This window comes from Jiangella asiatica, from assembly GCF_004349065.1.
In the GTDB taxonomy this organism is placed as follows: domain Bacteria; phylum Actinomycetota; class Actinomycetes; order Jiangellales; family Jiangellaceae; genus Jiangella; species Jiangella asiatica.
The window spans coordinates 1-18,557 of record NZ_SMKZ01000061.1 but is presented as its reverse complement, the minus strand read 5'-3'; the positions used below and the strand labels follow the sequence as shown (position 1 = coordinate 18,557).

Here is an 18,557-nt window from a genome sequence, read left to right as displayed (position 1 = left end):
AAAGTCTAGGACTCACGCAGCCGCTCGAAGACAGGTCGCGGCTGCCGGACCGTCCCGGCCGTGCCCAGCTGCTCGCTCAACCGCTCGGCTCCGTCCGGTACGAACGGCGCCAGCTCGCCGGCGACGACCCTGCAGGCGTGCACGAGTGTGGCCAGTGCGGCGCGCAGCCGGCCGGCCGCCTCGGCGTCCCCGGCCGCGGACCGGCGGGCCAGTTCCCACGGCCGCTCAGCCTCGACGGTGCGGTTGCCGAGGTCGACGACGGCGCACAGCTCACCGGTGGCGGCGCGCAGGTCATAGACCTCGAGTGCACGGTCGACGGCGTCCGGCAGCGCGTCGGCGGCCTCGACCAGCCGATTCCGCGGCGGCGGTGCGGACGTCACGCCGGCCCCGAACCGGTGCACCAGGCCGAGCGTGCGGTGCACGAGGTTGCCCAGGCCGTTGGCGAGGTCCTGGTCGTGCCTGGTGACCAGGCGGTCCTCGGTGAAGTCGGTGTCGCCGACCTGGGCGACGTCGCGTACCAGCCACCAGCGCACCGCGTCCGCGCCGTGGCGCCGGACCAGGTCGACGGGGTCGGCAGTGCCGCCCGAGCTCTTGGAGATCTTGGCACCGTCGACGCTGAGGTAGTCGTGCACGGCGATCGCCGTCGGCAGCGGCAACCCGGCCGAGAGCAGTTGCGCCAGCCAGTACACGGCGTGGAAGCGCACGATCCCCTTGCCGATGACGTGCACCCGCTCGGCCGACCCAGCCCACCACGTGCGGAAGCCGACGACGTCGTCACCCCCGCTCCCGTAACCCAGCGACGTCACGTAATTGGCCAGCGCCTCCCACCACACGTAGACGACCTGCGTGGGGTCGCCGGGGACGGAGATGCCCCAGCCGCCGGCCCGCTCGGCCGACCGCGAGACGCTGATGTCGGAGAGCCCGGCGCGGATGAACGCCAGCACCTCGTTGCGGCGATGCGGCGGCGACACCCGCACTTGCCCGGACTCCAGGGCGTCCAGCAGCGAGTCGGTGTACCGGGACAGCCGGAAGAACCAGTTCTCCTCGCTGATGCGTTCCGGCGCGACGCCGTGCTCCGAGCAGGCGCCGTCGACGAGGTCGCCGGCGGTGTAGAACTGCTCGCAGCCGGCGCAGTACAGCCCTTCGTAGCGACGCCGGTAGAGGTCGCCGTTCGCGGCGATGCGCCGCCACAGCAGCTGGACGCCGGGTGCGTGCCGGGGGTCGGTGCCGGTGCGGATGAAGTCGTCGTAGGACAGCCGCAGCGGCTCGCGTAGCCCGGCGAACCGGGCGGCGTTGGCGTCGACGAACTCGCGGACGTCCGCGCCGGCCGCGCGCGCCGCGGTGACGTTCTTGAACGCGTTGTCGTCGGTGCCGGTGAGGAACCGCACCGGCCGGCCGCGACCGCGGGCGTGCCGGGCGAGCACGTCGGCCTGCACGAGCTCCAGCGCGTGGCCGAGGTGCGGGTCGCCGTTGACGTAGGGAATGGCGGTCGTGACGTAGACGCGACCGTCGGGGGATCGGGTGGTCATGATGGTCTCCTTCTCGCCCATGCCGTGACGAGAGGAGCTCCAGAGACACGAAAAGCCCCCGCGTCGGCAGGGGCTCGGGTGTGTCGGTGACGGTGTCAGCGCACGCTCAGCGGCCCCGTGAGGGGGCGCATCATCTGCTGCGAACGCTGGGTCATATCGCCATCATACGCACACTCGGGACGCGACGACGGGGTCCCGATGGGCGCCGGGGGTGCCCGCGACAAAGCGATGACAAGCTAATGACAACTCGTTCCTGAGCAGTTATGTCCTTTTTGGCGCGACATTTTCAGCAATCCAAGGTTTATTCGTGGGGACACGCCGGGAACTATTTCTTCGTTTCTCCTTGCGCGCGTTCTTTTACTGCCTAGACTCACTGTCATGACCTACCCGGTCGTCCGGACCAAGAGCTTGACCAGGCAGGTCTCCAACCGAGGATCTTCGTCACGAAGGAGACAGTCGTGGATGCACTTTCGGGCTTGCTGGACACCATCATGGCGCTCGTGAACGAGCTGCTGGGCACCGTTACCGGCCTGCTCGGATAGCGGTAGGAAGGACGCTTAGTCCTCACTTCACGGTGGGCGCTTGGCGGCTCCCCACCAAATCCGTCCGCGTATGCTCTTGGGATGTCACCCGGGCATACGCGGGCGGTCTTTTTTCACCTGGAGTTCACGGAACCGAGCGTCGGTGAATCGGCTTGCGTCCCGCGCCGCGTACGGCGAGGGTGGGTGTCGTGATCGATACGGGGTTGGCAGGGAAGGTGGTCGTCGTCACCGGCGCCGACCGGGGTATCGGGGCGGCGACGGCGACCGCGTTCGCGGCGCTCGGCGCCCGGGTCGCAGTGCACTACTTCACCGGTGCCGCGGTGCCCGACGGCGTCACGTTCGAGCACGCCGACGGTGACGCGGCGCGGGCCGAGCGGCTCGCGGCGGAGCTGGCGCGGCGGGGAGCGGCCGGTGCGGTCGCGGTCGCGGACGACCTCGCGCACCCCGACGCGGTGGTGTTCCTCGCCTCGGACCACGCGAGGTGGATCACCGGGCAGGTGCTTCGGGTGGCCGGCGGCCACGTCGACTGATCGTCACTCCGGGGCGATCTCCCGCGGCATGATGTCGTGCGGCAGGCTGGTCCGCGCGGCCCGCAGGAACGCGTACGGGGTGCGGCGGCCCAGATTTGCCACCCGCGACGTGTAGATGTCGGCGTACTTCTCGACCTGCCGGGCGAACAGGCTCTTGTCGTTGCCGGCGCGCATCATCGGCCCCCAGGTCGGGTTGCCCAGCTCACTAGCTGTCCTGGCCAGCGGCGCGATCCGCTCGTCCAGCCGCTTCAGCGCCTCCCGCAGCGCCTCGACCGTCTCGCCCGGCACCGCGCCGCCGGTGACGTCGTCGTCGGGCACATCGCCGGCGCTGCCACGCAGCAGGGCGAGCCGGGCGTGGGCGAGCCGGTCCTCCAGGTCCGCCTTCTCGGTCATGAGACGGCGCAGGTCGCTCTCCGCCGGGGCGAACTCGGCCGCGGCGGCGACCTCGGCCTCCAGCTCACGCATGATCAGCGCCGTCCGCCAGCGCAGTGCGGACTTGGTGACGTGCACGTCACCGAAGAGGTGATCGCCGACGTAGAGGATCTCCGCGCCGTTGAGCTGGAGGCTCTGCTCCACCCGCCGCGCCGAGCCGCCGTGGTACACCTCGCCGGACTCGAACGCGCCCCAATGCGGCTGCAACAGCCCACGGTCGGGGTCGACGACGCGGTACGCCGGCGGGTCGGCGGAGAAGAACTGTGGCTTCCTGGCGGCGACGACGACGATGTCGAACAGGTCGCGCCACGACCCGGACGGCACCTGCCGGTCGAACGCGTAGCTCATCATCGCCGTCGTGTACGACCAGTCGCTGTTGGTGATCAGCAGCAGCCGCTTGCCGGCCAGCCGCTGGTCCATGAGCGTCCGCGCGGTGTCGGGGTCGAGGTCGCAGAAGCGGTCGGGGTCGGCGACGATCTCCGCCTTGAGCGCACCGGTCATGTGCGACTCGTCCAGCGCACCGGACACCACGCGGTACAGCTCGTCGTACCCGAGCGGCCCGGGGATCGTGCCGTCGTCGAGCCGGTCCACCAGCTGCGCGTAGAGCGCCGACTCGGAGATGGTGAACAGCGTGTTCATGAACCGGAACCGGCTGTCGTTGAGGTCAACGGTGACGCCGGCGTACGTGGTGCGCAGCTCGTCGAACGACAGCTGCCGGGTACCGTGCTGGGCCTGGATCACGTAGCCGAAGCGGGTCGACTTGACGAGGTTGCCCAGCTCGAGGTCGATGACCAGGCCCTGCAGGTAGTGGTCCGGTTCGAAGACCAAGCCGTCGACGGGGTAGTCGCCGGTCTTGAGCACCCGGCACGCGTGCTCGAACGCCGTGCGTTCCCACGCCTCGGTCCGGTAGTGGATGAGCGTGTAGTCCATGTCGTAGCCGATGGCCTGGACGGAGCGGAGGTTGAGCGTGCGGTTGGCGTAGACACCGCGTATCAGGGGCTCCGGAGACGTCATGCCCACAAGGCTAGGAGGTGGCGCGCCCTCCGGTGACCGGAAGTCCGTCGGCCGGGGATGCCGCCGTAGCGTGCGCGGTCCTACTCCGCCCCGCTCCGAATGATCACGTTCAGCACGAAATCTCGTGTCGCACCATGCTTGCAAGCCTGGTGACGCGCGAGAACGCCTAGTGATGGGTCGGCGCGTGCTCGGTTGCCGACGCCAGTACGGGATGGCCGGCACGCCCGGGCGGAGGCGGACCGGTCGCGCTTCAGGGCCGATGCCGGCGATCGGCGCCGAGCGCGAGGACGACGCCGTCGCGCCAGCCTCGGAGCCGCCCGCGTGACGGATCTTGACCCGACTCCCGGGGCACCTGCGCGGCCAGGTGGCTGTACGTCACCAGGACATCCCGTGCCTCACAAGGCTTGCAAGCATGGTGCGACACGAGAGTTCGTGCTGAACGTGATCATTCGGAAGGGGAGGGGGCGGGGAGGTGGGCTATTTGATGGCGCCCATGGACAGGCCGCGGACCAGCTGCTTCTGGGCGACCCAGCCGGCGATGACGACGGGCAGTGACGCGAGCGTGGCGGCGGCGGACAGCTGCGCCCAGTAGAGGCCCTCGCTGGTCATGAAGCCGACCAGGAACAGCGGCACTGTGGCGGCCTGGGACGCGGTGAGGTTGACCGAGAAGAAGAACTCGTTCCACGAGAAGATGACGCAGATCAGCGCCGTCGCAGCGAGCCCGGGCGCCACCATCGGCAGCAGCACCCGCACGAGCGTCTGCCGCAGCGTGGCGCCGTCCATCGCGGCGGCCTCCAGCACCTCGGCGGGGATCTCCTGCAGGAACGAGCGCATCATCCACACCGCGATCGGCAGGTTCATCGCGGTGTAGAGCACGATCAGCGTCCAGACGTTGTCCAGTGCGCCGATCCGCCCGGCGATCACGTAGATCGGCACGATGACGGCGACGACGGGCAGCATCTTGGTGGAGATGAAGAAGAACAGCACGTCCTGGGTCTTCTTGACCGGGCGGATCGCCAGCGCGTAGGCGGCCGGCACCGCCAGCGCCAGCACCAGCAGCGTCGACACCGTCGTCGCGAACAGCGAGTTGAGGAAGTACGGCCAGGCGCCGGCGTCGAACAGCGCCCGGAACTGCTCGAGCGTCGGGGTGAAGATCAGGCTGGGCGGGTCGGTGTAGGCGTCGGCCTCGCGCTTGAAGGCGGTGATCACCATCCAGAGCACCGGGAAGAAGAAGACGATCCCGATGATCCAGGTGAGTACGGTGAGCAGTCCGGCGGACCGGCGGCGCGGCCCGACCACGGCGTCGACGGTGGCCATCAATCCTCCTGGGCGAACGAGCGGAACAGCAGCCGCAGCGCCAGCGTCGCGACGACGATGGTGCCGATCACGACGACGACGCCCATGGCCGCGGCCTGGCCGACGTCGAAGCCGAGGAACGCCCGCTGGTAGATGTAGAAGGGCAGGTTCGAGCTGGCGGTGCCCGGACCGCCCTGCGTCATGATGTAGATCTGGTCGAATGTGTTGACCACGTAGATCGCGCCCAGCAGCACGCCGAGCTCGATGTAGCGGCGCAGGTGCGGCAGCGTGATGGAGCGGAAGGTTCGGCCCGCGCCGGCGCCGTCCACCTGCGCGGCCTCGAGGACGTCGCGGCCCTGGCTCTGCAGGCCGGCCAGCACCAGCAGCGTCATGAACGGCGTCCACTGCCACACCAGCGCGATGATCACCGAGACCAGCGGCGCGGAGCTGGTCCAGTCGTATTCGCCGCCGCCGAACGGCGTGAGTACGAAGTTGACCAGCCCGAACAGCGGGTCGAACATCATGGTTCCCCAGATCAGCGCGCTGGCCACCGGCATGATCAGGAACGGCGTGATGATGAGGGTCCGCACGACGGAGCGGCCGATGAAGCGCCGGTCCAGGAGAAGGGCGAGCGCGATGCCCAGCAGCATCGCGACGATCACGCAGCCGGCGGTGATGACGACGGTGTTCAGTGCGGCCTGGCGGAACACGCGGTCGGCGAAGACGTCGGCGTAGTTGGACAGCCCGACGAACCGCTCCGACCCTGGCCGAACCAGGTTCCACGAGTTCAGCGAGTACCAGAGCGTGACGAGGAACGGGATCTGCGTGACCAGGATGGCGAAGACCAGGGCCGGCAGCAGGGGCGCGCGCCGCCGCCAGCCCTCCATCCGGGCGGAGCGGACGGTTGCGCGCGCTGAAGCGGCCGGCTGCGGCGGGACGGCGGTGGTGGCGACGTCGGTACTCATGAGACGTCCTCCTCCTGATAGGACTCGCCGACGGTCTCGGCGTACCGCTGTGCCTGGTCCAGCGCCTCGTCGACGCTGATCTGGCCGGCGATGGCGGCGGAGATCTGCTGGCCGACGCGGGTGCCGAGGTCCTGGAACTCGGGGATGGCGAGGAACTGGATGCCGTCGTAGGGGACCGGCGCGGCCATGGTGTGGTCCTGGTCGGCGACCTCCATCGACGACAGCGTCGGCTCGGCGAACGCGGCGGCCACCTCGGCGTACTCGGGGATCTCGTAGGTGGAGGTGCGGCTGCCCGGCGGCACCCGCTCCCAGCCGAGCTCGTCGGCGACGAGGTACGGGTACTGCTTGTCGGTCATCCAGGCGATGAACTCCCACGCCTGGTCGGCATGGTTCGACGAGGACGGGATGCCCAGCGACCACGTGTACAGCCAGCCGCTGGCGTCGGTCTCGGCGACGGGCGCCGGCGCGTAGCCGTTGAGCCCGGCGGTGACGGAGTCCTCGGGGCTCTCCACGACGTTGACCATCGAGGTGGCGTCGTACCACATGGCGGCCTGCCCCTGGCCGTAGCGCGTCGCGCAGTCGGCGAACCCGCTGGTGGCCGCGCCGGCCTGGCCGTGCGAGCGCACCAGGTCGACGTAGAACTCGACGGCCTCGCGGACCTCGGGGGAGTCCAGCCGGGCGTTCCAGTCCTCGTCGAACCACTGCCCGCCGAAGGTGTTGATGACGGTGTTGAGCGGCGCCAGGTTCTCGCCCCAGCCGGCCAGCCCGCGCAGGCAGATGCCGCTCATGCCGGGGTTGGCCGCCTCGATCTCGGCGGCCAGCTCGGCCACCTCCGGCCAGGTCGGCCGCTCGGGCATCGTCAACCCGGCTTCATCGAACAGGTCCTCGCGGTACACCAGGAACGACGACTCGCCGTAGAACGGGACGGAGTACATGTCGCCGTCGTGCGACAGCGACTCGCGCACCGGCGCGATGAAGTCGTCGGTGTCGTAGTCGTCGGTGGCGTCGGCATACGGCTGCAGGTTCACCAGCCAGCCGTTCTCGGCCCACATCGCGGTCTCGTAGTTGCTCACCATGACGACGTCGAACTCGCCGCCGCCGGTCGCCACCGACGCGGTGATCTTGGCGCGGGACTCGTTCTCCGGCAGCGAGACGAAGTCGACGTCGACGTCGGGGTGCGCCTCGGTGAAGTCGTCGGCCAGCGCGATCGCGTCGGTCATCTGCGGGTTGGAGACGACGGCGACGACGATGGTCGTGCCGCCGTCGGAGCCAGAGGTCAGCGCGCCGGCGCCGGCACATCCGGTGACCAGCGCGACCCCGCCCGCCGCGGCGAGCAACCGCAGCCGGCGACGACGGAGCCCGCCCGCCGCGCTCACCGGGCACCGTCCGGGCCGGGCACCACCTGCGCCTTGATCGTCTTGCCGCCGCGGACCAGGTCGAGCGCGTCCTCGAACCCGTCCAGCCCGACGGTGTGTGACACCAGCGGCTCGGTGCGGACCTGCCCGGACGCGACCAGGTCGAGCGCGTCGCCGAAGCTGTGCAGCACCGCCATCGACCCGACGACGGTGATCTCGTCGTTGTAGATGCGGAACGGCGAGAGGGCGATCCTGGCGTCCTCGGCGGCGACGCCGAAGATCTGCAGCCGGCCGCCGCGGTCCAGCGCCCCGAACGCCGCCTCGATGGCCGCCGGTGCGCCGGTGACGTCGACGGCGCCGTCGAACGCGCGGTGCGGCAGGTCGTGGACGCTGGTCGCGACCTCGGCGGCGCCTAGCTCCATGGCGAGCGGCAGCTTGCCCTCGGCGAGGTCGACGACGCTGACCCGGGCTCCGGCCGCGGTCAGCAGCTGGGTCATGATCAGGCCCATCGTGCCGGCGCCGACGACGAGGATGCGCTCGCCCGCCTCGACCCCGAGCCGCCGGACCCCGTGCACCGCGCACGAGACCGGCTCGACCAGCGCGCCCTGCGCGAAGCTCAGCTTGTCGGGCAGTCGGTAGCAGGTGCTGGCGGGGACGGCGACGAGCTCGGCGAACGCGCCGTCGACGGTGTCGCCGGTGGCGCCCCAGTTCTCGCAGAGGTTGCCGCGCCCGCGCCGGCACTGGCGGCAGTGCCCGCAGAACAGGGAGGGGTCGACGGCGACGCGGTCGCCCACCGCGATGCCGGTGGTGACGTCGGGGCCGAGCTCGACGACGGTGCCGGCGAACTCGTGGCCCGGGATGAGCGGGTAGGGGCTGGGCGGGAACTCGCCGGCCGCGATGTGCAGGTCGGTGCCGCAGATGCCGCACGCGCCGACCTGGACGACCACCTGGCCGGGTCCGGGTTTGGGTGCCGGCACGTCGCGGACGGAGATGACGCCGGGCGCGTCGATGACGGCGGCTCGCATGGGCCCTCCCAATATCGCTCATACGAGCGAAATAGAAGCTCATATGTGTAAACTACTTGTATCGCGAGCTCGCGTCCGAGGTCAAGGGGGCAGACATGGCACGACGGGGTCGTCCGCCGGGCGACGCGCCGCGGTTCGGGCCGTCCGAGCTGGTGCTGGCGGGGGCTGTCGCCCGGCGGCACTACCTGGACGCGCGGTCCAAGGTCGAGATCGCCGAGGAGTTCGGCCTCTCGCGGTTCCAGGTGGCGCGCATCCTCACCGAGGCTCGGGCCCGCGGCTGGGTGAAGGTCGAGATCACGCTGCCGGGCCACATCGACGACGAGCTGTCGCTGCGGGTCCGCGACGCGCTCGGCGTCACGCACGCCGTCGTCGTCGAGGCGCCCGCGCAGCCGGAGTCGGCCAGCCGCGACGAGATCGCCGGCGTCGTCGCCGGCCTGCTCGGCGAGCGGGTGCGCGAGGGTCAGGTCCTCGGCCTCACCTGGAGCCGCACCATCGCGGCGACGGCCGGCCGGCTCGAGCGTCTGGTGCCGTGCACGGTCGTGCAGCTGGCCGGGTCCATCGCCGTCGACGGCGCCTCGTCCGGCACCGTCGAGGTGGTGCGGTCGGTGGCGGCCCTGGCCGGTGGCAGCGCGCTGCCGATCTACGCGCCGCTGGTGGTCGAGGACGCGGCGACGGCGGCGGCGCTGCGCCGGCAGCCGGAGATCGCCCGGGCGCTGGACCGGTCGTCGTCGCTGGACGTCGCCGTGGTGTCGGTGGGCGGCTGGGGCCCGGGGCTGTCGACGGTGTGGGACGCGGTCCCCGCCGTCGAGCGTGACGAAGCGCTGGCCCGCGGTGCGGTCGGCGAGTCCAGCGGCCGGTTGTTCGACGCCGCCGGGGGCGACGTCACCGGCGGCTTCGACGACCGCGTCGTCGGCGTCCGGCTCGACCGGCTGCGCGCCACCCCCGAGGTCATCGCGACCGCCTACGGGGTCCGCCGCGCCGAGGCCGCGCTGGCGGCGGTCCGCGGCGGCTTCGTCACGACGCTCGTGGTCGACGCCGCGCTGGCACGCCGGCTGCTGGCGTTGGCCGCATCCGGACAGGACGCGCCGGCGCCCGCTGACCGGCCGTTAGCGTGACACCACGGAGAGGGAGCACGACGCAGGGACCACCGAGAGGACGCCGTGAGCGCCACACCGCCCGACCGCATCGTCGCCGTGCGCACGTTTGTCGAGGACGCACCACCACCACCGGACCCGGCGCCGAAGCCCGAGGCGACGCACTGGCTGCAGGGCAAGGTCGCCAACCCGATGACGAAGTACGCGGAGTTCCGCGACAACCGGCAGTCCGCCATCGGGCCGCGGGCCAACCGCGGCATCGTCGTCGAGGTGGAGAGCGCGTCCGGGCACGTCGGGCACGCCACCACCTCCGGCGGCCTGGCCACGGCGGCGATCATCCAGCAGCACCTGGAGTACCTCGTCGTCGGAGAGCGCGCCTCGGCACACGGCCGGCTGTGGGACCGGATGTTCTCCAGCACGCTGCTCTACGGGCGCAAGGGCATCGTGCTGCACGCCATCTCCGGCGTCGACCTCGCGCTGTGGGACCTGCACGGCAAGGCCGTCGGCGAGCCCGTGCACGCGCTGCTCGGCGGCAAGATCCGCGACGCGGTCCGGGTATACGCCACCGGGCCGGAGCCGGCCACCGCGCGCGATCTCGGCTTCGCCGGCTCCAAGCTGCCGCTGACGTACGCGCCGTGCGAGGGCGAGGACGGGTTGCGCCGCAACGTCGAGATCGCCGCCGCTGCCCGCGACAAGCTGCCCGCCGACTTCCCGATCATGTACGACTGCTGGATGTCGCTGGACGTCGACTACGCCGCCCGGCTGGCCGCGGCCGTCGCCGACCTCGGGGTGGCCTGGATCGAGGAACCGCTGCCGCCGGACGACTACGCCGGGCTGCGCCGGCTGCGCGACCGGATGCCGGCGTCGATGATGCTCACCACCGGCGAGCACGAGTACACCGCGGCCGGGTTCCGGCTGCTCTGCGAGGCCGGCGTCGACGTGCTCCAGCCCGACCCGGCGTGGTGCGGCGGGCTCACCGAGCTGCTGCGCATCTCCGCGATCGCCCAGGTCTTCGGCGTCAAGGTCATCCCGCACGTCGGCGGCATGCCGGCCTACCACTTCGTCGCCACCCGACCCGACGGCGACCTCGCCGAGTTCCCGGTGCTGTCCGCCGACGGCGGCTCGGTCACCGGTCAGCATGCGCCGCTGTTCACCGGTGAGGTGCTGCCGGTCGACGGCTGGATCACCCCGAACGACGAGCCGGGCTTCGGCCTGACCCTCAGCCCGGAGGCGAAGCTGCGCCCGGCGCTGGCGGCGTTGGCCGCACCAGCCTGATGGGCGCGCCGCGCATCGCCGTCGTCGGGACCGGCTGGTGGGCGGCCAGCCACCACATCCCGGCGCTGGCCAGGTACGACGGCGCCGAGCTGGTGGCGCTGTGCGACCCGCTGCCGGAGCGCGCCGGCGAGCTGGCGTCCCGGTACGGCGTGCCGCGGGTGGCGTCGTCGCTGGCGGAGCTGATCGACGACGGCGGAGTGGACGGCGTCGTCGTCGCCACCCCGCACGCCACCCACCACGAGCTGGCCCGCGCGGCGTTGGACGCCGGCCTGCACGTGCTGGTCGAGAAGACCATGACGACGACCGCCGCCGACGCGTTCGACCTGGTCACCGCCGCCGAGGCGGCCGGGCTGCACCTCAGCGTCGGCTACACGTACCAGTACTCGGCGACGGTGGACTTCGCCCGCGAGGCGGTGCGCGGCGAGATCGGCGAGCTCGTCCAGGTGATCGCCGAGTTCAGCTCCGTCACCGCGGACATCTTCGCCGCGTCGGGGGACAGCGGCACGTACTCCGCGCGGCTCGGCGGCGGTCAGGCACACACGCAGGTCACGCACGTCATGGGCATGGTTTGCTGGGTCACCGGGCGCGAGGTGTCGCAGGTGGTCGCCTTCACCGACCACCGCGGCTTCGGCGTCGACCTCGACGACGTCGCCGCCTTCCGGTTCGACGGCGGCGGCACCGGCGTCGTCGCGTCGACCGGCATGGGCCGGCAGGGCATCCGGCACGGCGTCCGCTACATCGGCACCACCGGCTCCGTCGACCAGGACCTGCTGGCCGCCCGGGTCGTCCTGCACCGGGCCGACAGCTCCCGCGTCGTGCGCGTCCCACCGGCGAGCCAGCCCGCGTACCCCACCGAAGCGCCGGCACGGTCGTTCGCCGACCTGATCGCCGGCACCGGCCCGAACCGCGCTCCCGCTCGCCCGGCCGCCGCGACCGTCGCGTTCCTCGAGACCATGCTCACCGCCGCCCGCACCGGTCGCGCCGAGAGAGTCCCGCCCCTCCCGCCGCGCCCGGTGCGGCTTGGCACGCCTCGTCGGCACTGAAGGCGGAGGATTTGTCCGGATCGTGGAGCGATATCGGGTGCCCAGGCACGTCGCCCGCACTCAGGTCAGCGCGGGTCCGAGTGGTGGGCGGGGGTGGGGTCGAAGGGTTGAGGGCGACGGGCCGTGGGTCGCGGGTCGGGGTCCGAGCCCTTCGGGAGCAGGTCGAGCAGGTTGACGGCGACGGTGTCGGGCATGATCGCCATCCCGCCGTAGAGGCCGGTGGTCGCATTGTGGGTGTCGGGCAGGCACAGGTCGAACCGGCCCTCGCGGTACAGGCGCAGCGAGTCGGGCAGGTTGTGCGGCCGCCAGGTGTCGTCGCGGTGCTCCAGGAGCCATCGCACCGCCGCCCAGGTGACGCCCTCCTGGTAGCGGCGCCAGTCGATCTCGGGGTCGGCGGCGGCGAGGTCCAGCCCGTGCCCGGCGGCCAGCGCGAACGTCGTGAGCACCTCCCACTGGACGTGGTCGCGGACCCAGTTGGCGAAGTACCAGTCAGACGAGCACAGGCACGGCTTGGTGTTGTAGGTCATCGGCAGCCCGGGCGGCTCCCACAGGTGGGTGAAGGCGAGCAGGGTGCGCAGCCAGTGCGCCGTCCGCTCGCGGTAGCGGGGGTCGCCGAAGGCGCGGTGGCCCAGCTCGTAGGCGACGGCGGCGTGCCCGGCGGCGAGCAGGTTGGGCGCGTGCAGCGGGGTCTCCCAGTAGTCGCCGCCCTCGGGCCGGTGCAGGTCGAGGCAGGCGTCGAGGGCACGCCGTGCGGCTGCGGCGTAGCGGGTGTCGGCGGTGGCGGTGAACAGCTCGAACAGCCGGATGGCCGGCTTCATGCTGAGGCCGAGCGCGGTGTCGCCGGCCACGCCCATGGGCGCGACCAGGTCGCGGGCGACGAGGAAGTCGTCCTTCGTGCGGTGCCGTCCCTCGGGGTCGAACGCGAACGAGCCGTCGGGGCGCTGCGCGGCCAGCAGCTCGTCGCCCTCGGCTTGCAGGGCGGCTGTGTCGTCGGCGATCTCGGCTGGCACCAGCGACGCGATCTGCTCGGCCAGCCGGTCCGCGTGCGGGCTGTCCGGGAACCGCGCCAGGTAGCCGCGCGCGAACGCGGGCTCCGCGCGGAACGCGTCGCCGTCGAACTGGGCGGTGCCGTAGCCGCGCCCGTCGTGCCAGAGGCGGGTGGTGAAGGCCTCGGCGATCCGGTGCAGCGTCTCCTCGGCCGGCCACCGCGGCGCCGGCGGTTTGGGCAGGCCGTGGCGGCGGACCCAGTCGACGACGGCGTCGAGGCTCCGGCCGGCGACCACCGACACCTCGGCGGTCAGGGCGATCTGCTGTCCCTTGTGCAGTTCCAGGGGCGGGTCGGCGTGCCAGTGGTCGCCGCCGAGGTCGCGCGCTTCGGGGAGCATCAGCCCGAGCAGCGACCCGGCGCGGCGCTCGACGACGTTGGGTGCGGCGAACACCGGCTGCGGGTGCTCGCGCGGCATGCTGAACCACCCGGTGCAGTCCTGGTCCGGCCGCCACGACAGCGCGACCGCCCAGCCGCCCCGCGACACCGCCATGACCGGGACGGCGACGGTGTTGCGGTGCGGCGTCACCCGCATCGCCCACGGGTCACGGAACCAGTCGGTGCCGCTGGTCCACTCCTCGCCCAGCGCCCACTCGACGCCGGGCAGGATCGCGTCGTCGCGCTCGGCACCGAAGGACCCCTCACCGACCCGCAGCCACGGTCCGCGCAGGTACCGGACGTAGAGGTCGGCCTCGGACCGCAGCTCGTACTCCAGCCGGAGCCGGGCACCGTCGGGGTCGGCGCTCAGGCTCACGCGGCCCGTCAGCGCCGGGCCGGCGAACGGCGAGCCGATCCACCTCGCGAACGACGTGTCGCGCAGCGCCTCCGCGACGACCCGGGCGCGCACGTCGAAGACCAGCCGGTGGTCGCCCTCGCGCCGCACCGCGTCGGCCTCGAGCCGCACCGGCACCGGCGAGTCGCGCAGGCTCACCTCGCCGAGGTGGTCCAGGACGGCGAGCACGGTGCCGTCCGGGCCGGTGAGCTCGGCCCAGCCCCAGCCGGTGGTGCGCCGGTGCACGTCCACCCGCATCGCGCCGGCGTGCAGCGCGACGCTCTCCCCGCCGTAGGCGGCGTGGCGGTAGTGCGGCGAGTGCGTCACACGGGGAAGGGGCTGCTCGGTCATCGGTGACTCCACGGAAGGGATCGCAGCGGGCGGCGGGTTCGCAACACCCGGTCCAGGGTGCCGCCGAGGACGAGGTCGCGCTCGGCGTCGGTCCACCACGGGGTGTGGTCGCGGACGACGGCGAGCGACTGCGTGTACGTGACGTGGGTGCGCGCGGCGGGGAAATCCGAGCCCCACGCCAGCCGATGCGGGCCGAACGCGTCGGCGACGGGCCGCAGCACGCGCTCGCGGGCCGCCTCGAACGGGAACCCCCACGGCGGCGCCGTCAGGTAGTGGAACCCGCAGACCTTGACCAGGACATTGGGTGGGCCGGCCAGGGCGAGCAGGCCGGCCATCGCGTCGTCGTCGCCGGGCCGCACGTGCCCGAGGTGGTGCAGCAGGATCGGCAGTGTCGGGTGTGCGGCGGCGACGGCGCCGACGGCGTCGAACCAGGCCGGCGGCACCGCGAGTGACGCCACGAGGTCCAGCTCGGCGGCCGCGGCGAAGAACTCGAGCCCGTCGTTGGTCCCGAACCAGCCGTCGTCCCGCTCGGTCACGTAGTGCGTGAACGCGGCCAGTGCGTACCGCTCAGCCGCCTCGCGCAGCCGGTCCGCCGCGCCGGGCGTGTGGTGCTCGGGCCGCCAGAAGGAGTCGACGTCGGCGACGGTGACCAGCCGGTCCGGGTGCCGGCCGGCCGCGGCCGCGACGTAGTCGTTGTTGTCGTCGTTCGCGCAGCCCGGGCCGGCCTCGTGGCCGATCCGGGCGCAGACGACGGCGGCCCGCTCGACGCCGCCCGCGTCCAGCTCGTAGAGCAGTGCGTCGACGCTGCCGCGGTGGTCCGGGTCGGGGACGGCGGCGTCGTACGGCCAGCGTCGCCAGGCGTGGCAGTGGCTGTCGATGATCAACCGCCGTACCACCCCACGGAGTCGATCTGGAAGTGCGGGTTCCACGTCGGGTAGTCGGCGCCGACCGCGTGCATGGTGACCTCGAGGTGGTCGACGGCGGCCCGGCCGGCCCAGGACGACACGTCGAGCAGCACCTCGTTCCAGCCGTCGGGCGAGTACGGCTCGGTGATGCTGAGCTCGTCGTCGCCGGAGCCGAGCCTGAACGTCACCTGGTAGCTGGTGGCGCCGGGCGCGCCGCCGTAGGAGTTGACGTAGACGACGACGCTCTGGGCCGCGCTGAGGTCCAGGGGCGTGGCCGGGTCGGCGAGCATCGTCTTCGGCGCCAGCGACGAGCCCACGGTCGCGGTTCCGTCCAGCAGGTGCGAGCCGGCCTGCGGTGAGCCGGGCCCGTTGGCCGTGGTGGTGGCGGCCGCCACGGAGTCCATGCCGGGGCCGGCCTGCCAGCCCTGCGTGGTGCCGTCGTCGAAGTCGTAGATCGAGGTCGGGACCGGCACGGGCTCCGGCGGCACCGCTACTCGCTCGGTGTAGCGGTGACCGGCGACGACGAAGCACAGCGCCGGGTCGTAGGGGTCGGCCGGCGCGGACCGTTCGACGGTGACGGTGAACGTGCGGGACTCGCCGGGTGCCAGGCCGGTGGCGTCGAGCGCGTCCGGGGTCACGGACACGCCGTCGCACTCCTGCACCGCGACCGGCTCGCTCACGGGCCGCAGGTCGTGGTTGCGGACGGTGATGTCGACGGGTGCACCGGAGCCGATGCCCTCCGCGCCGGCGGCGTCGATCTCGACGTTGGCGACGCGGTCGGCCCCTGCCAGCGCGCCGGCCAGCCGGACGTCGTCGACGTCGATGTGACCGGACCACGCGGCGTTGGTGTCGCCTCGGGTCCACACTTTGATCCGCTCGATCGCGGTGCGCCCGTCCCAACCGGTGACGTCGACGGCGACGGTGTGCCAGCGGCCGTCGGACGGCAGCCGCGCGGTGCCTTCGGCGACGCTGCCGTCCGCGCCGTACAGCCGCACCCGGGCGTAGCGGGAGCCGATGTCGGCGTCGGCCGGGATGCGGACCTGGAGCGTCACCGCGGCGGCGTCGCCGGCGTCGACCGGCTGGTCCAGGACGACGTCGGCGCCGCGCCACAGCTTGGCCAGGTCGGCCGCCATGCCCGCCTCGAACGTGAAGCCCGCCCGCAGGTGCCCGTCGACCGCCTCGACCTCGTCGACGGCGTCGGAGGTGCGCCAGCCCTGCGTCGTGCCGTCGTCGAAGTCGAACAGCGGCGTGCCGCGCAACGGCCGGGCGGTCACGCTGGCGCCGACGGTCCGCGGGAGGTCACGTACGGCGAGGGCGTCGGGGTCCCAGCCGTCCACCAGCTCCGACCAGTCGTCGATGCCGATGACGTCGAGGGCGAAGTCGGTGACCTCGAGCGACCGCTCGGTGTCGATGTAGCGGAACACGTCGTAGATCAGCTTGTGGTCGCGTGGCGGCGCCGGCTCCGGTCGCTCGTCGTCCCACCACCACAGGCCCAGCCGCAGCCCGCCCTCGACCTTGTGGTCGACGTGGCGGTGCAGGATGAACGAGTCGATCGACTCCAGGAAGTGGATCTTGTAGTAGGCGAGCGCGTAGCAGGCCGCCTGCAGCCGCTCGGCCTCGACGGAGGTGCCGGGGGTGTTGCAGCCCTGCTCGGACAGGATCACCCGGCGCGGCTGCCCCCGGTAGAGCTGCTCCTCGCCGAGCAAGTACGCGTTGAGCACCTCGATGTTCTTGAACGTGATGCGCGGTGTGGTGCGCGGGTCCGGCGTCGCGGTGGTGTCCTCCCAGAACGCCGGGTCGAGCAGGTTCTCCGGGTACGGGTGGTGTGCGATGTACCAGGGGTAGTCGCCGTGCTCCTTGGTGAGCGCGTTGAGCCCGTCCACCACGTCCTTGCCCGGGTAGAACCGGCCGGACGGCTCGGCGGGCCCGCTGGGCGTGGTCCACGAGTGGGTGAGCGACGTGTAGGTCCGTGCCTCGCCGTAGGCCGCCCGGGTGGCCAGGTGGGTGATCCGCAGCGCCCGCTCGTAGGACAGCAGGAACTCCTCCAGCGGCTTCTCACCCATGTTCTGCCAGACGAACTGCGCGTCGACCTCGTTGCCGACGATGAACCCGGTGGCCCGCCCGTGGCGCTGGTCCTCGCGGGTGTAGCGGTCGGCGAGGAACTCCATGGCCGCGGTGTAGTGGGCGACGCCCTCGGCGGTCTCGGTGTTGAACGCGAAGACCGGTCCGCCCGTGAGGTCCGCGTCCGGGTGCTTGAGCACCGGCCAGGCCGAGTTGGCCGCGTCGTCGCGGTACAGGATGAGGATGAGGTTCACGACCGCCCCGTTGTCCGACAGCGGCTTGATCTGGCGGTCCAGGCCGGCGACGTGGTCGGCGTCGAAGTAGTAGGTCGTGGCGCCGGACTCGAACGGGATGGACTCGCCCGGCCCTTCGTCGCTCAGCTGCATCAGCGAGTTGAACGCGACGTTGATGCCGGCGTGGCCGATGCCCAGTTCCTCGGCGTCGGCGGTCATCTGGACCTGCAGGCCCTTCTTCGTGGGGCTGTCCGGGTACGGGTAGTCGTTGGTCGGCGTGATCCGGACGTCGTCGGCGTAGCGGTAGGTGCCGAGGACCTCGCCGGCGGCGACGGCCAGGTACTTGGCGTAGTACAGCTCCCGTTCGCCGGCCGCGCGCTCGATCTCGGCGGTGAAGGCGCCCTCGGCGGTCGCGGTGACGGCGGCGACAGGGTCGCCGTCGGCCCACGACGCCTCGTCCGCCTCGGTCGGCAGCGCGTACACGTCCACCACGGTGTCCGGGGGAGCGGTGCCGGTCACCGTGACGGCGTCGTCGGTGACGGCCACGCCGGTGACCCCGGGGACCGGTGCAGAGCTGTCACTCGCGGGCGTCGATGCGGCGCTGAGCAGCGCCGACGCGCTGCCGGCGGGCGGCGCAACGGTGGCGAGGCCGGCGACGACGGACGCGGCGGCGACCGCGGTGACGGCGGCACGGCTGAGCGGGCGCGGCAGGCGCATGGAGACTCCCGGGTCGTGACCGACGAGGTACCGCGACTCTGTCCGAGCGCTGACGCGCGATCAACGGTCAGGTCATAAGGTGTCCTGATTCGGCCACGGACGCGTCCCTTGACAGTGATGAGGCGATGCGCCAGGGTTCTTGAATCGTTTTATGCGAGACCGCCGCCGTTCCGTGTACAACGGAGGACAACCATGGCAGTCACCGGTGTATCTCGTCGTCGTGTGGCGTCGATCCCGTGGTTTGCGTATGTGGCGTTGGTGCCGTTGGTGGTGGTGTTGGTGGTGTTTCAGTACTACCCGGCGGTGAGTGGGATCGCGCGGTCGTTTTGGGATTGGAATCCGGGTCAGGTGTCGTCGTTTGTTGGGCTGGACA

The 18,557-nt window shown here is 71.9% G+C and carries 13 protein-coding genes and 1 pseudogene; 5 read left to right on the top strand and 9 right to left on the bottom strand.

Annotated elements, in window-relative coordinates:
• Positions 1 to 5 precede the first annotated feature (5 nt).
• Positions 6 to 1,529 carry a methionine--tRNA ligase gene (locus E1269_RS27695; RefSeq protein WP_131900717.1) on the bottom strand — a complete coding sequence of 508 codons (1,524 nt, stop codon included), beginning with the start codon at positions 1,527 to 1,529 and terminating at the stop codon, positions 6 to 8.
• A gap of 730 nt (positions 1,530 to 2,259) precedes the next feature.
• Here E1269_RS27695 and E1269_RS27690 point away from each other — a divergent pair.
• The gene (locus E1269_RS27690; protein WP_131900715.1) at positions 2,260 to 2,601 is read left to right on the top strand and encodes an SDR family NAD(P)-dependent oxidoreductase; all 342 of its coding nucleotides are present in this window, start codon (positions 2,260 to 2,262) and stop codon (positions 2,599 to 2,601) included.
• A gap of 3 nt (positions 2,602 to 2,604) precedes the next feature.
• On the opposite strand, the gene E1269_RS27685 is transcribed toward E1269_RS27690, so the two are convergent.
• From E1269_RS27685 to E1269_RS27665, 5 genes are all read right to left on the bottom strand, one after another.
• Positions 2,605 to 4,047, bottom strand: a complete 1,443-nt coding sequence (locus tag E1269_RS27685) for an HAD-IG family 5'-nucleotidase (RefSeq protein ID WP_131900713.1) — start codon at positions 4,045 to 4,047, stop codon at positions 2,605 to 2,607.
• A 477-nt stretch (positions 4,048 to 4,524) separates the two neighbouring features.
• The gene (locus E1269_RS27680; RefSeq protein ID WP_131900711.1) at positions 4,525 to 5,364 is read right to left on the bottom strand and encodes a carbohydrate ABC transporter permease; all 840 of its coding nucleotides are present in this window, start codon (positions 5,362 to 5,364) and stop codon (positions 4,525 to 4,527) included.
• Complete coding sequence (locus E1269_RS27675) at positions 5,364 to 6,308, bottom strand: carbohydrate ABC transporter permease (protein ID WP_131900709.1); 945 nt, start codon at positions 6,306 to 6,308, stop codon at positions 5,364 to 5,366. Before E1269_RS27675 ends, E1269_RS27680 begins: the two co-directional genes overlap by 1 nt.
• Positions 6,305 to 7,684, bottom strand: coding sequence for an ABC transporter substrate-binding protein (locus E1269_RS27670; protein WP_131900707.1), 1,380 nt, complete (start codon positions 7,682 to 7,684; stop codon positions 6,305 to 6,307). Before E1269_RS27670 ends, E1269_RS27675 begins: the two co-directional genes overlap by 4 nt.
• Complete coding sequence (locus tag E1269_RS27665) at positions 7,681 to 8,688, bottom strand: zinc-dependent alcohol dehydrogenase family protein (protein WP_131900705.1); 1,008 nt, start codon at positions 8,686 to 8,688, stop codon at positions 7,681 to 7,683. Before E1269_RS27665 ends, E1269_RS27670 begins: the two co-directional genes overlap by 4 nt.
• Before the next feature lie 95 nt (positions 8,689 to 8,783).
• Between E1269_RS27665 and E1269_RS27660 the strand changes: the two genes are divergently transcribed.
• The 3 genes from E1269_RS27660 to E1269_RS27650 are packed head-to-tail and all read left to right on the top strand — an operon-like array spanning position 8,784 to position 12,100.
• Entirely contained in the window at positions 8,784 to 9,803 is a 1,020-nt protein-coding gene (locus E1269_RS27660) for a sugar-binding transcriptional regulator (RefSeq protein ID WP_131900703.1), read from the top strand.
• A 45-nt stretch (positions 9,804 to 9,848) separates the two neighbouring features.
• Positions 9,849 to 11,057 carry an L-rhamnonate dehydratase gene (rhmD, locus tag E1269_RS27655; protein WP_131900701.1) on the top strand — a complete coding sequence of 403 codons (1,209 nt, stop codon included), beginning with the start codon at positions 9,849 to 9,851 and terminating at the stop codon, positions 11,055 to 11,057.
• Complete coding sequence (locus E1269_RS27650; protein ID WP_131900699.1) at positions 11,057 to 12,100, top strand: Gfo/Idh/MocA family protein; 1,044 nt, start codon at positions 11,057 to 11,059, stop codon at positions 12,098 to 12,100. Before rhmD ends, E1269_RS27650 begins: the two co-directional genes overlap by 1 nt.
• A 65-nt stretch (positions 12,101 to 12,165) precedes the next feature.
• On the opposite strand, the gene E1269_RS27645 is transcribed toward E1269_RS27650, so the two are convergent.
• The 3 genes from E1269_RS27645 to E1269_RS32550 are packed head-to-tail and all read right to left on the bottom strand — an operon-like array spanning position 12,166 to position 18,184.
• Positions 12,166 to 14,268, bottom strand: coding sequence for a hypothetical protein (locus E1269_RS27645; RefSeq protein WP_131900697.1), 2,103 nt, complete (start codon positions 14,266 to 14,268; stop codon positions 12,166 to 12,168).
• Positions 14,265 to 15,152, bottom strand: a complete 888-nt coding sequence (locus E1269_RS32555; protein WP_162606659.1) for an amidohydrolase family protein — start codon at positions 15,150 to 15,152, stop codon at positions 14,265 to 14,267. The genes E1269_RS27645 and E1269_RS32555 overlap by 4 nt, the downstream gene beginning before the upstream one ends.
• Positions 15,149 to 18,184: a DUF5722 domain-containing protein gene (locus E1269_RS32550; RefSeq protein WP_162606658.1), complete on the bottom strand. Its 3,036-nt coding sequence runs from the start codon at positions 18,182 to 18,184 to the stop codon at positions 15,149 to 15,151. Before E1269_RS32550 ends, E1269_RS32555 begins: the two co-directional genes overlap by 4 nt.
• A 192-nt stretch (positions 18,185 to 18,376) precedes the next feature.
• Here E1269_RS32550 and E1269_RS33120 point away from each other — a divergent pair.
• Positions 18,377 to 18,557: pseudogene (locus E1269_RS33120) on the top strand (hypothetical protein); the annotation flags it as partial.

Coding starts and splice junctions, on each gene's coding strand:
- E1269_RS27695 (WP_131900717.1), bottom strand. CDS start 1,529: ATGACCACCCGATCCCCCGACGGTCGCGTCTACGTCACGACCGCCATT.
- E1269_RS27685 (WP_131900713.1), bottom strand. CDS start 4,047: ATGACGTCTCCGGAGCCCCTGATACGCGGTGTCTACGCCAACCGCACG.
- E1269_RS27680 (WP_131900711.1), bottom strand. CDS start 5,364: ATGGCCACCGTCGACGCCGTGGTCGGGCCGCGCCGCCGGTCCGCCGGA.
- E1269_RS27675 (WP_131900709.1), bottom strand. CDS start 6,308: ATGAGTACCGACGTCGCCACCACCGCCGTCCCGCCGCAGCCGGCCGCT.
- E1269_RS27665 (WP_131900705.1), bottom strand. CDS start 8,688: ATGCGAGCCGCCGTCATCGACGCGCCCGGCGTCATCTCCGTCCGCGAC.
- E1269_RS27660 (WP_131900703.1), top strand. CDS start 8,784: ATGGCACGACGGGGTCGTCCGCCGGGCGACGCGCCGCGGTTCGGGCCG.
- E1269_RS27650 (WP_131900699.1), top strand. CDS start 11,057: ATGGGCGCGCCGCGCATCGCCGTCGTCGGGACCGGCTGGTGGGCGGCC.
- E1269_RS27645 (WP_131900697.1), bottom strand. CDS start 14,268: ATGACCGAGCAGCCCCTTCCCCGTGTGACGCACTCGCCGCACTACCGC.
- E1269_RS32550 (WP_162606658.1), bottom strand. CDS start 18,184: ATGCGCCTGCCGCGCCCGCTCAGCCGTGCCGCCGTCACCGCGGTCGCC.